The following is a 13,244-nucleotide window of genomic DNA, read 5'->3' as shown; positions in this document are numbered from 1 at the left end:
TCAAGCCTTACCGATATAGTTCTGGGATGGTTTTTTTCAAAATTTTAAGCATTACATGAATTTATTAAAAAGATTCGCCTTTTTCTCCATTGGCCTTATAGCAGGGATTATAATTCTTATTTTCTTTTTGGGCGGAAAAAGAGCCTCCTGCGATTATTCACCCACTGCAAGAACCTTAAAAAATATTCGGATAAAAGACAGGGTGTATTTAGAAGAAGCCTACCGCTTTTTTGAATCAAATAATATCGACACAACTGTTGTTAATACCATCCTGGAAGATGGAAATGTAAACTTCGGAAAAAGCCAAACTGATAAAGAACCCTGTAATATCTATTTTGTTTCAGGGGAAATAGAATCCAACAAGCTTGAATTACAAATTGAAAACTGTGAAGTAACAGCTACCATCCAACGTGTTGAATTTTTAGATAAGTAATGTCCGGTAAAGAATAAGGACCGTTACGCCTTTGGCGTAACTGCAAGAATTAAGACTTGATTTTAAATCAAAAACAAATCATGTAATTACAGAATTTGAGCTGTGTGGTCTTTGGTTTTAACCTTCTCTATAACTTCTTCAATCTTCCCCTCTTCATCAATAATGAAGGTAGTTCTATTGATTCCGTCATATTCCTTTCCCATAAATTTTTTAGGACCCCAAACGCCAAAAGCGGTAATAACCTCTTTATCCTCATCGGCTAAAAGCGGAAAAGGCAACTCGTATTTATTTTTAAAATTTTGCTGTTTTTTCTGGCTGTCGGCACTTACACCTAAAATTGCATAATTTTTTTCCTGAAATTGCTCCCAGTTATCCCGGAGGTTGCAAGCTTCCGCAGTACAACCCGGCGTACTGGCTTTTGGATAAAAGAACACCACCAGTTTTTTTCCTTTAAAATCTGATAATTTTACTGTATTTCCATCCTGATCTTTTGCTGAAAATTCAGGAGCTTTATCTCCTGCTTTTAATTTTGTCATAATTAAGTACTTTTGCATAAAAGTATGAATAATGAACAAACAGGAAAAGGTACAATTTGTTATAGATACGTTAAATGCGCTTTTTCCGGAGGTTCCAATCCCTTTAGATCATAAAGATCCTTATACATTATTGATTGCAGTATTGCTTTCAGCCCAAAGCACCGATAAAAAAGTAAATCAAATCACCCCAATTTTATTCGATATCGCCGATAATCCATATCAAATGATAAAATTATCTGTAGAAGAAATAAGGGCCATCATAAAACCGGTTGGGCTTTCTCCTATGAAATCCAAAGGGATTTTTGGTTTATCTCATATTTTAATAGATAAGTACAATGGGGAAGTGCCCGCCGATTTTGACGCTCTGGAATCCCTTCCCGCTGTAGGCCATAAAACAGCCAGCGTAGTAATGTCACAGGCATTTAATATTCCGGCATTTCCTGTAGATACACATATTCACAGATTGATGTACCGATGGAATTTGAGCAATGGAAAAAACGTAGTTCAAACTGAAGCAGATGCAAAAAGGCTTTTTCCAAAGGAATTATGGAATCTCTTACATCTTCAAATTATTTACTATGCAAGGCAATATTCTCCTGCACGTGGATGGGATATTGATAAAGATATTATCACCAGTACCATTGGCAGAAAAACCGTTCTAACTGAGTATTATAAATCAAAAAAGTAAATGCCGGTATTTTAAGCATTTTATTGAATATTAACAAACTCGTTAAAAAAGAACCCGTAATCCAAATTAAAAAAAGACTTGGGGACGTGGAGAAAAAGGGACTTGGGGAAAACAGGAAACAAAAGACACTCCTTCACTATTTCACCCTCTGCGGCCTTTGCGTTTTCCTTTGCGCCCTTGCGGTTAAAAAAAAAGAATCCGTAATCCAAATCAAAAAAAAAGACTTGGGGACGTGGAGAAAAAGGGACTTGGGGAAAACAGGAAACAAAAGACACTCCTTCACTATTTCACCCTCTGCGGCCTTTGCGTTTTCCTTTGCGCCCTTGCGGTTAAAAAAAAAGAATCCGTAATCCAAATCAAAAAAAAAGACTTGGGGACGTGGAGAAAAAGGGACTTGGGGAAAACAGGAAACAAAAAACACTCCTTCACTATTTCACCCTCTGCGGCATTTGCGTTTTCCTTTGCGCCCTTGCGGTTAAAAATTAGCTGAGGAACGATCCAAAAGAAAGAGTCAACTACAAAGCTATCGGGGAAGAATGTAGAAACAAGACAAAAAAGAGAATAGAAAAGAGACAAAAGACGGAAGGGGAAAATGGATCTACTGCGATGGAAACAAACCAAATAACAAAAACATATCAAACAAATCATCAGATTATTTATTTTGCTCCCCTTCGGGGGTTGAGGGGCTGATCTTCCAAAAAAAATGATCCAGGATGATTTTAAATCATCTCTGGATCATAAAATAAATTGTGGCTCAGTGCTATTAATTCAATAATAACACGGATCAAAAAAGCTCTTTTCTAATCTAATTAATTTAAAATCACTTCAAACTGCATCACATCATATTCTGAAATGTGTAAAGCTTTCGAATAATTTAAAAGAAATTGAATGGTCTCTTTTGTAGGGTTCAAACGGTTTAATTGTTCTCCTTTCGGAATTTTAGTGTAAAGGTTCTCCATTTAGGTAAACTTTAAATTGGTTTAATGGAGAACGATTATATTCCTGTTTTATTTCAAATTTAATTTGTTAAAATAAGCTGATGTTTTTCAATAATTTTTCTAAGGTTTATAAGTGCATACCTCATGCGACCTAAAGCCGTATTAATGCTCACTCCGGTACGTTCAGAAATTTCCTTAAAACTCATATCCTTATAGATACGCATTGTTAAAACCTCAAGTTGATCGGCCGGCAATTCCTTTATCAATTCCTGAACATCACACTCAATTTGATCCTTGATAAGTTGTGTTTCAACATTTAGATCGCCGTCGCTTAGAACCGAAAAAATATTGAAATCTCCACTGTTCTCAAACTTGGGCATCCGTTTGTTTTTTCTGAAATAATCGATCACTAAATTGTGAGCGATACGCATTACCCAGGGAAGGAATTTCCCTTCTTCATTATATTTGCCTTTTTTGAGCGTATTAATTACCTTGATAAAAGTGTCCTGAAAAACATCTTCAGCAACATCCTTATCATAAACTTTGGAATAAATAAAACTGTAAATCCTGTGTTGGTGTCGGGTAATTAAAATTGAGAGAGCATTCTCATCACCTTGAATATAGGTGCTTACTAAGGTAGCATCAGTTGCCTTTGTTTTATCCATATTAGTTACTTTAGTCAGGTATCCGGGGACACCTTTGGGTTAGGTTTTTTTTAACTTAAAAAGTAACTTTATACAATAGGCAATAGATTTTTAGAATATCCGTTGAAAGTCCAAATATAGCAACATATTTTTAACATCGGCAAAAATCGGCAAAAATTTTTTAACATAACTAACGAATATTGTTCACTTTTTACACTGCAGCTTATTGATTACCTTTGCATTCATCAAAAACTCTGGGGCAAGCCCAAAGGGTATGATTTGAAAAATACTTTTAAAAATTCGGGGGAAACCTCGGGCAATTAAACCCTCTATGAGGGATAAAAATATTAAATGGCTGTAGATATTTCAAGCGTAAATCCGAAAGAAAATATTATAATTAAGGGAGCGAAACTTCATAATTTAAAAAATATTGATGTTATCATCCCCCGCAACAAACTCGTTGTAATCACCGGGCTTTCCGGATCGGGGAAATCCAGTTTGGCTTTTGACACGCTTTATGCCGAAGGTCAACGTAGATATGTGGAAAGCTTATCATCCTACGCCCGGCAATTTTTGGGTAGATTAAATAAGCCGAAAGTAGATTATATAAAAGGAATTGCTCCAGCTATTGCCATTGAACAAAAAGTGAATTCTACCAATCCCCGTTCAACGGTTGGTACTTCTACTGAAATTTACGATTACCTAAAATTGCTTTTTGCCAGGATTGGGAAAACATATTCTCCAGTTTCAGGGGATGAAGTTAAAAAAGATACTGTTACCGATGTTATCTCGTATATAAAACTCTTTCCTGAAGGTGAAAAATTGCTGCTCCTCTCCCCTGTTCATTTGGAAGAAGGAAGAACTCTGGAAGAAAAGCTGAAGGTGTTACTTCAACAAGGCTACAGCCGAATTAAAGTTATAGAAAAGGTTGTTAGAATCGATGAAGCCGATCTGTCCAAATTAAAGGAAAAAGATATCTCCCTGGTTGTGGACAGGATAGTTACCAAAAATGAGGAAAATTTTTATAACCGGCTGGCAGATGCCACACAAACCGCATTTTTTGAAGGAAAAGGAGAATTGTTTATCGAAAGTCTTTCCGATGCTAAAACGAGACAATTCAGCAATAAATTTGAACTTGACGGAATAACTTTTCAGGAACCAAATCCGCATCTTTTCAGCTTTAATAATCCGTATGGTGCTTGCCCAAGATGTGAAGGTTACGGGGATGTAATAGGAATTGATGCAGATCTTGTAATTCCAAATACCGCATTGTCTGTATATGAGAATGCCATTTTCCCCTGGCGCGGGGAAAGTATGAGTTGGTATCGGGATCAATTGGTAAACAATTCCCATAAATTCGACTTCCCAATCCATAAACCATTTTTCGAACTTTCTGAAGTGCAAAAAGAGTTGATATGGACAGGGAATGAGTATTTTGAAGGTCTTAATTCCTTTTTTGAATTTCTGGAATCCAAGGCATATAAAATTCAGAACCGGGTGATGCTTTCCAGATATCGGGGAAAAACCAAATGTTCTCTTTGTAAAGGAAAACGACTTAGGCCTGAAACCAATTATGTGAAAATTGGCGGAGCAACTATTACAGATCTTGTTGAAAAACCTCTCAATAAAGTCCGTGCATTTTTTAGTGAGCTTTCCTTAAATGAAACTGATACACAAATAGCCAAACGCCTGCTAACAGAGATTCGCAATCGTTTGCAGTTTCTTTCCAATGTGGGATTGGACTATCTCACCTTAAACCGAAAATCCAATTCACTTTCCGGGGGGGAGTCCCAAAGGATCAATCTTGCCACTTCCCTGGGAAGCAGTTTAGTGGGTTCTATGTATATTCTGGACGAACCTTCCATAGGACTGCATCCGCGGGACACTAAAAGGCTTATTGAGGTTTTAAAGGATTTGCGGGATCTTGGAAATACGGTAATTGTGGTGGAGCATGATGAGGATATTATGAAAGCGGCCGATGAGATTATTGATATTGGTCCGGAAGCAGGAATTCATGGGGGAGAATTAGTAGCCCAGGGAACCTACAAACAGATCCTGAAATCTGATTCCCTCACCGCGAAATATTTGAATAATACCATGCGTATTGAAACTCCCAAAACCCGTCGTACCTCAAAACAATATGTCGGGATCTTTGGAGCACGGGAAAACAATTTAAAAAATATTGACGTAAAATTTCCCCTGGGTGTTTTTACCGCCGTAACCGGAGTTTCAGGAAGTGGAAAAAGTACGTTGGTTAAAAAGATACTTTATCCTGCAATGTTAAAGGAAATTGGAGGTTTCGGAGAAAAAGCCGGACAATTTTCTAAAATTGACGGGAATTTTAAGGCGACCACTTCCATCGAGTTTGTAGATCAGAATCCAATTGGGCGTTCTTCGCGTTCCAATCCGGTTACTTATATCAAGGCCTATGACGATATCCGAAATTTATTCGCGAATCAGAAATTATCCGATATAAGGAATTTTAAACCGAAACATTTCTCCTTCAATGTTGATGGCGGAAGGTGTATAACCTGTAAAGGTGAAGGTGAAGTAACCATCGAAATGCAGTTCATGGCCGATGTGCATTTGGAATGTGAAACCTGTAATGGAAAACGCTTTAAAAAAGAAGTGTTGGAAGTGAAATTCGCTGAAAAGAACATCGATGACATTCTTAAAATGACCATTGATGAGGCTGTTGAATTCTTTCAGGATAATGGGGAGAAAAAGATAACCAACAAATTAAAGCCCCTTCAGGATGTGGGTCTGGGATATGTTCAACTGGGACAAAGTTCTTCTACACTTTCAGGTGGAGAAGCCCAACGAATAAAACTGGCCTCCTTTCTTGTAAAGGGAATTAGCAAAGATAAGGCCCTGTTTATTTTTGATGAACCTACCACAGGTTTGCATTTTCACGATATTCAGAAATTATTGAAATCCTTTAACGCTTTAATAGAAAAGGGGCATTCCATCATTGTGATTGAACATAATATGGACCTTGTAAAGTGTGCCGACTATGTTATTGACCTTGGTCTTGAGGGTGGTGAAACAGGTGGCTATCTTATTGCTGAAGGAACACCTGAGGAAGTGGCTAAAAACAAAAAATCCTATACTGCTCCCTATTTAAAGGAACGGTTATAAAATCAAAAACTTCGGGGCAAGCCCACGAGGTATGAATTGGAAAATACTTTTAAAAATTCGAGGTAAGCCTCGGGGAATTAAACCCTCAATGAGGGATTAAATGAACAGGCTATTTTCAGGTAAAAACAGGCTAAAGATATAATTCAGGACTTTGGCACGTACTTTGTATATTTAAGAACAACGGCTTGAAAAAAGCCAATTCTATTAATATCTAAAGTCCGCCCAAATGAAAACCTTTACCCTCATATTCGCTTTTCTTTTTGTTGGAGTTACGGCTTCAGCAAATTCGGAAACATCCAGTTACTCCTCCCCTTTTAACTATGGAGAATCTTTCATATTCGTAGAAGGCGGAGTTGAGTTTTCAGTATATCCAAACGGAGAATTTGATTTTTATTACAATCCTCAATTTGCAAGTTCCCCACTTGGAAATATACCGCATCCAAATTCCAACATCAGTTATAATGCAGGATATAATTATGATCCTTATGTACAATATGATGATTTTGGAGCTGTGATCCAGATTGAAAATGTCCCTGTATATTATGATTACTACGGAAGAATCGTTCAGGCCGGAAACATTTTTATTAACTACAACAGTCGTGGACAATTGGTGAGATTAGGGAATATGCATATCCGCTACAACCGTTTTAACCAACCCATTAGATATATTGGATATATCAATGCTTACAATCCACGTTATGTTCACAGACCCTGGCACAGGTATTATGTAAGACCACATCAGTCATACAGAGTGGTTTATTACGAGCCTTACAGAGCCTATTATGAGCCTTCAAGATTGAGTTACGTTCAATACAACAACTATTATCAAACCAATAACGTAGTTGTTAGCAAAAACAATTTTTACAGACCTGGTCAAAGTGTAGATTCTTATAATAATGGAAGAAGAACAACCACACAAAGACAAGTGAAGCCTCAATTGAGATCTTCAGAAAACGTTACAAGGACCAATAGTTCTGAAATTGCTAATTCCACACCTTCTGTTAGAGGTAGAAACAGTTCGGTTTCCGAAGCAGAAGTTTCATCAGAAAGAGGAAGAATTCAATCCAGGAATAGCAACGTTGAAAGGAACAGAGAAACGGCTAATATAGAGAAGCATGAAGCTGCTGTAAGAGCACAAAGTGTTGGTAGTTCAAGTACTTCAGCAAGAGGAACAGTTTCTCCTCAAAGAAGCAGCCATGTAATTGAGAATAGAGCTGCCACAACACCACCTCAGGATAATACAGTTAGAGCTACAAGGCCATCAGTTGAAAGAAGAGCTCAGCCCGCGGTGCAAAGCAGACAAAATACTGTTAGAACCAGAACACCTGAAAGAAGAAGCAATGTACAGGCTACAAGAACTGATACCGGTACATCAAGAGTTCAATCCCGAAGCAGTTCTCCACGATCACAGGAAATTAAATCTTCAACCAGGAGTTCTGCTGAAGTAAGAAGTAACTCAAGAGGAAGAGATTAAGATCCTCATAATTTAATTTTTTGGTTGGTTAGTTAGTTAGAAATCCTCCAATGGCGATTCACACGAATCCCTTGGGGGTTTTCGCTTTTATAATTTTTTCCGTTTGAGGTATTTAGATACCATTGCAGTAACATCTTCAGAGAAATTAAATTTCAGGGCTATAATCAAATAAATAATCGAGACTATTCCTGATTTTAAAATTATGTTGATAATTGGGTGAAATCCGAATTCCCAAAAATAAAATCCGATGATTAGCAAGCCGGAAAAAAGCAAAATTTTAAATGTCTTCAGGGAAAAAGGATGCATATGGAATTTGTTGAACACAATAAATATCTTGGAAGTATTATATATAAAGAACGCAAGAAAGGTTGCTATGGCCGCCCCTAGAATTCCAAATTCCGGGATTAACCACAAGTTAAAAACAAAAGCCAGAATGGCCAGGAAAACCCCAAAGACCAGCACCAGCCGGTAATAATCTGAATTAAAAAGAATACTGTTATTGTTTCCAAGCATATTATCATATAATTTCACCAGGGAAATAAGCAGTACAATCACGGTGCTAATTTGATATTCTTCAGGAATAAGCCTGTAAAGTTGATTCAGGTTCACAAGTATCAAAATAAAAATGATTGCGCTTATCACTAATAAAGTCAGGGAACTGCGTTTGTAAAGATCGGCCAGGCCGGTTTTGTCTTTTTCATTCAACATACTCGCTGTAAGGGGATGTATAATTTGGTGCATTGCTTTTTGAGGAACCGATATTACTGTAGCGATATAAACCGCAATTCCATAAACAGCTACTTCTCCAATGGGCAAATAATATTCTATCATCACTTTATCAAGATCCAGTAAAATCATCGCAATGGAACCGGCGATCAAAATCAAGCCTGAATATTTTAAAACAGATCTTATATTACCTGGCAGCGCAAAACTGAATTTAGGCATGTATAAAGAAAAAGCATACGCCTGCATAGCTACAGCCCTTAAAATAAATACTCCCGCCATCGCATAAATAAACTGATTCACGCTAATCAATGAAAAATATACAGCTAACAACAACAAGGTGATACAAATCCTGTGAAAAACCTCCTTCATCACATTTCCAAATACGCTTTGGAAATTAACCTTGGACCAGGCAAAAAACACTTCGAAATAGGCTGTGGCCAAAGCAATGACAAAGATTAACCAAATGTATGGTTGCACGAGATCATTGCCGGATCCAAAATAATCAAGCAACAAATCATAACTTATATATCCAATGATCCCAAGAATTAGAGAAACCCCTACTGGTAAAATTAAAATCAAATTAAGCAGCTTATCCCGATCGGGTCTGGTTTTATAGGAAGAATAGAATTTCACAAGGGTATTATGAACTCCAAAAGCCATCAAAGGCCAGATAAGATTTGCTGCTGAAAGCAGGAAACTCACCAATCCGTAATACTCCTTTTCCAGGAAATAAGTAAATAAAAATAAGGTATTGATCGCTCCTATTCCAAATCCGAAATAGGTAGTGACCATATTTTTAAAAGATTGGTTTAAAATTACACCCATCAGTTTCTATTGGTGCAGCAATTCTGCTAATTTTTTGGTTAGATTTTTTCGGCTATATTTTTCGATGTTTTTTGAATCAGATCTCAACGCATCTTTTTTATACAATTTATAATATTCCCTGATCCTGAATTTCAGGTCGTCCCTATCCCGGTAATTAAAATAATTACCGGATCCTGTCTCCTGTAAGATCTTCTCCCCATCCCACTTTTCCGGCCCCAAAGCCAGAACAGGGCGCTTTGCTGCCATATATTCAAAAAGTTTACCCGGAATAATCCCACGGGTTTCCTCGCTGTTAATTTCAACCAAAAGCAAGATCTGAGAACTCCTTTGAATCCTTAAAGCCTCAGGATGAGAAACATATCCAATGAGCTCAAGATGATACTGTAAGCCAGATTTTTTTATGGAACTAACCACTTCATCACTTACGGCTCCTACCAGCTTTAATTGAAAATCTTTTGAAAAATCAACATCTTCCTTTACAAGTTCTCCCAGTACAAGCCACAAATTCTTTGGATCCCTTCCCGATAGCAGGGAACCTATATGAGAAATGGTGAATTTTTCGTCCAGTTTCACTTCAGAAGGGGGCAAAACATCATATCCGTTGGTGATTACGGTTATTGGTTTCTCGGTGATTTGTTTAAATTCGGCTTTTGTGGTAAAACTGGTGGTAATAATATCTGATGCTTCTTTAAGCACCTCTTCTTCCATCTTTTTATGTTTTATTTCAGAAGCCTCTGTCAATTTCAGCTTTTTATGATATCCTATACTCGTCCAGGGATCACGAAAATCGGCTATCCATCGTATGTCATGTTTTTCCTTTAATCCAAGTCCTATTAAATGAACGCTGTGTGGTGGCCCGGTAGTTATGATGGTTTCAATTCTATTCTTTTGAATATAATCTGAAAGATATTTAATGGAAGGTTTTACCCAGAATTTTCTTGCATCCGGAATAAAAAAATTGCCGCGTATAAATAGCAGCAATTTCTGCAGAAAATTTTGTTCTTTTTCAGCATTGATTATTCCAGAACTGATGGTTGATGTTTGTTTTTTGGAGAACATACCAGCCAGGAAATAAGGCTCAAAAATCTTTTTTTTCAGGATGGTTATATCTTTTGGGATTTCGTTATTAAGGGATTCATCCAACAAAGGATAATCCGGATTTTCAGGAATATAAACAACAGGCTCTACATCAAAACCCCTTAAATACTTCACGAATTTTAACCAACGCTGAACTCCGGGTCCTCCGGCCGGAGGCCAATAGTATGTGATGATAAGTACTTTTTTCATATGTAGATTCTTATTGATTTTCATTGGTCATATGTAATTCGCATATCTTCATCGATGTTTGTATCGAGTTTCCGTTATGCTTATTTCATAGGCCTATTCTAAATCTTCCAAAAAACAGCAAAAGAACTTATTTTCTCCTAAACTTATAAAACAGACCGCCTAGCAACAGCAGCCCCAATACAATTGAAGCTGAAAGGGAAATTATGCTACCGGTTTTAACCACCTCCGGCTCAAACTCAAATTTGATTTCATGTTCCCCGGCAGGAATCATCATCCCTCTTAGAACGTAATTCACCCTAAAATGAACACTTTCCTTTCCATCTATATAGGTTTTCCAGCCATTGGGATAATATATTTCTGAAAATACCGCCAATTGCTCTTTGGATGATTTGAATTTGTAAACCAATTCATTTGGCCGCTGAGTAATAAGTTCAATTTCTGCTGAAGGATCAGTTTCAAGATCAGTCGGGATCAAATTCCTATACTCTACATGCACCACTGCGGTAGAATCAAGTTTAGCCTCTCCAAGATTTATGATAGCTTCATTAGGATTTTCAACCCATTTTATATTGTTCACAAACCAGGCATTTCCGAAAGCTTCAGGATTTTGCTGAGCCTGCACCCCTTCTTCTGTAGGAATGATGAAATATTTCACGTTTAGCATATTCAGGATCTCCATGTTATTCCTGGAGATATAGAAATCATATAATTCCTGAATTCTACCCGGCTTCGCAGCGTGATATCCTCCAATTGAATTATGGAAATAGGAGGTTCTTCCAGTATTGAATGGACTTTCTGCAAGATCAAAAACCCTGAAATGTCCGGGATCCTGAAGAATTTGTGCATCTGCGGCTGTTGGCTGAAAAGGTTGGTTCATCGCTCTTGCAGCTACAAAATCATCATTATTCACATATCTTCTGTCCACCGGGATTAAATCAGCTAAAATCAACAGTACAAAACCAGCGATCACAAGGTTTTTATTCGCTTTTTGTTTTATATATAGCCAGATCAACGTGGCTGAAAGGAGAACAAATATGAGAGATCTTATTGTATCTGCAGTAAAAACAGCTCTTCTGTCTTCTTTAAGTGCGCGAACAAATTCTGCTCCCATTTGTTGGATATATACCGCATCATTTCCTCCGCTAAAATTAAATAAAGCCGATTTAAAAACAAGGAATAGCAAAGCAATCCCGCCGGTAATAATAGTTGCCCATTTTAAAGCATATTGTTTTTCTTCGGCTTTTTCGAATTCACTAAATAATTTATAAAGTCCGAAAATGGCTAATATGGGGACGCATAATTCTATAAGCACCTGAATTGATGAAACCGCCCGGAATTTATCATAAAGTGGAACATAATCGATGAAGAGTTCGGTAAAAAATAAAAAGTTTTTACCCCAGGATAATAACAAAGCCAGAATAACTCCTCCAACAATCCACCATTTCAATCGGCCTTTTATAAGAAATAAAGCAAATACAAACAAAAATAATACGCTCGCACCTATGTATGCCGGAGCACCTACAAAAGGTTGATCACCCCAATAAGTTGGCGCATTTTCTGCAAAATTACGAGCCTGAACCGGAGAAGCCCCCATTTTAATCAATTGCTGATACATTTGAGAATCTTCGTCCAATATTTCTGAACTGGATCCACCCATAAATCTTGGAATAAAAAGGTTGAAACTCTCCAGAATTCCGTAGCTGTATTCCGTGATATAGTCAATGCTTAACCCATCTGATTTTTGTTCGGTTCCTTCAGCAGTAATCGTTAAGCCTGTATCACCTCTTGTGCTGAAAGCAGCATATTCCTGGGTCGCCAATAAATTTGTTGCATTGGTAGCAATTGCCAGAATAACGGCAAGTACCATAACTCCCAGGGCCTTAAAATAATGCGGCAATTGTTTCTTGCGATAGGCATCGATTAAATAAGCGACCCCCAAAACCAGTACCAATAACAATAAGTAGTAGGTCATCTGGAAGTGATTTGCACCAATCTCCAGGGCCATGGCAAATGCCAGCAGGAGAAATCCGGATAAATATTTGCTTCGAAAACACAGAATGATTCCTGCCAGAACCATTGGCATATAGGCGATTGCGTGGGCTTTGGCGTTGTGACCAACTCCAAGGATTATGATGAGATAGGTTGAAAACCCAAAGGCCAGGGCTCCCAAAAATGCCAGTTTATAGTCCAGCCTTAGGGTTAATAGAAGGATATAAAAGCCTAGAAAATAAAGGAAAAGATAATCTGCCGGTCTTGGCAAAAATCGTAGTACAGAATCTATTTTCTTAATATAGTTATGCGGATAGTTTGCGCCGAGCTGATAGGTTGGCATTCCGCCAAATGCAGAATCGGTCCAGTAAGGCTCCTCACCTGTTTCTGTCCGAAAATCATTTTGCTGTTTTGCCATCCCGATATACTGAACGATATCGCTTTGAAAAATTTCCTTCCCCTGAAGAACGGGATTAAAATAAGCCAAAGAAAGAAAAACAAATCCTAAAACAACTAAAATGTGTGGGAGAATACTTTTAAAAGACCTAATCATTATGCGGTTTTTG

General features: G+C 37.5%; 11 protein-coding genes. 5 read left to right on the top strand and 6 right to left on the bottom strand.

What is annotated here, in order from left to right:
- Positions 1 to 55: 55 nt before the first annotated feature.
- Entirely contained in the window at positions 56 to 433 is a 378-nt protein-coding gene (locus tag ACKGJN_RS10420) for a hypothetical protein (protein WP_409539433.1), read from the top strand.
- A gap of 86 nt (positions 434 to 519) precedes the next feature.
- Here ACKGJN_RS10420 and bcp read toward each other — a convergent pair whose 3' ends face one another.
- Positions 520 to 969, bottom strand: a complete 450-nt coding sequence (bcp, locus tag ACKGJN_RS10415) for a thioredoxin-dependent thiol peroxidase (RefSeq protein WP_409539432.1) — start codon at positions 967 to 969, stop codon at positions 520 to 522.
- 31 nt (positions 970 to 1,000) lie between these two features.
- Here bcp and ACKGJN_RS10410 point away from each other — a divergent pair, with 31 nt between their 5' ends.
- Together ACKGJN_RS10410 and ACKGJN_RS10405 are read left to right on the top strand one after the other, a co-directional pair.
- The gene (locus tag ACKGJN_RS10410; protein WP_409539431.1) at positions 1,001 to 1,657 is read left to right on the top strand and encodes an endonuclease III domain-containing protein; all 657 of its coding nucleotides are present in this window, start codon (positions 1,001 to 1,003) and stop codon (positions 1,655 to 1,657) included.
- Positions 1,658 to 1,680: 23 nt separating this feature from the next.
- Positions 1,681 to 2,007, top strand: coding sequence for a hypothetical protein (locus ACKGJN_RS10405; RefSeq protein ID WP_409539430.1), 327 nt, complete (start codon positions 1,681 to 1,683; stop codon positions 2,005 to 2,007).
- Positions 2,008 to 2,466: 459 nt separating this feature from the next.
- Here the strand turns inward: ACKGJN_RS10405 and ACKGJN_RS10400 are convergent, their stop codons facing one another.
- A complete protein-coding gene (locus ACKGJN_RS10400; protein ID WP_409539429.1) occupies positions 2,467 to 2,616 on the bottom strand; it encodes a hypothetical protein in 150 nt (49 codons plus the stop codon).
- 59 nt (positions 2,617 to 2,675) lie between these two features.
- Positions 2,676 to 3,260 carry an RNA polymerase sigma factor gene (locus ACKGJN_RS10395; RefSeq protein ID WP_409539428.1) on the bottom strand — a complete coding sequence of 195 codons (585 nt, stop codon included), beginning with the start codon at positions 3,258 to 3,260 and terminating at the stop codon, positions 2,676 to 2,678.
- A gap of 330 nt (positions 3,261 to 3,590) precedes the next feature.
- On the opposite strand from ACKGJN_RS10395, the gene uvrA reads away from it, so the two are divergent.
- Together uvrA and ACKGJN_RS10385 are read left to right on the top strand one after the other, a co-directional pair.
- Positions 3,591 to 6,377, top strand: coding sequence for an excinuclease ABC subunit UvrA (uvrA, locus tag ACKGJN_RS10390; RefSeq protein ID WP_409539427.1), 2,787 nt, complete (start codon positions 3,591 to 3,593; stop codon positions 6,375 to 6,377).
- 226 nt (positions 6,378 to 6,603) lie between these two features.
- Positions 6,604 to 7,851: a hypothetical protein gene (locus ACKGJN_RS10385; protein ID WP_409539426.1), complete on the top strand. Its 1,248-nt coding sequence runs from the start codon at positions 6,604 to 6,606 to the stop codon at positions 7,849 to 7,851.
- An 87-nt stretch (positions 7,852 to 7,938) separates the two neighbouring features.
- Here the strand turns inward: ACKGJN_RS10385 and ACKGJN_RS10380 are convergent, their stop codons facing one another.
- The 3 genes from ACKGJN_RS10380 to ACKGJN_RS10370 form a co-directional block, all read right to left on the bottom strand.
- Positions 7,939 to 9,402, bottom strand: coding sequence for an oligosaccharide flippase family protein (locus ACKGJN_RS10380; protein WP_409539425.1), 1,464 nt, complete (start codon positions 9,400 to 9,402; stop codon positions 7,939 to 7,941).
- A 6-nt stretch (positions 9,403 to 9,408) separates the two neighbouring features.
- On the bottom strand, positions 9,409 to 10,689 hold the full coding sequence (locus ACKGJN_RS10375) for a glycosyltransferase family protein (RefSeq protein ID WP_409539424.1): 1,281 nt from the start codon (positions 10,687 to 10,689) through the stop codon (positions 9,409 to 9,411).
- 127 nt (positions 10,690 to 10,816) lie between these two features.
- The gene (locus tag ACKGJN_RS10370) at positions 10,817 to 13,231 is read right to left on the bottom strand and encodes a YfhO family protein (protein ID WP_409539423.1); all 2,415 of its coding nucleotides are present in this window, start codon (positions 13,229 to 13,231) and stop codon (positions 10,817 to 10,819) included.
- Positions 13,232 to 13,244: the final 13 nt, after the last annotated feature.

This window comes from Gillisia xinjiangensis (assembly GCF_046298265.1).
GTDB lineage: Bacteria > Bacteroidota > Bacteroidia > Flavobacteriales > Flavobacteriaceae > Gillisia > Gillisia xinjiangensis.
The sequence above is the reverse complement of the archived record's forward strand: the minus strand, read 5'-3'. Positions and strand labels throughout refer to the sequence as shown.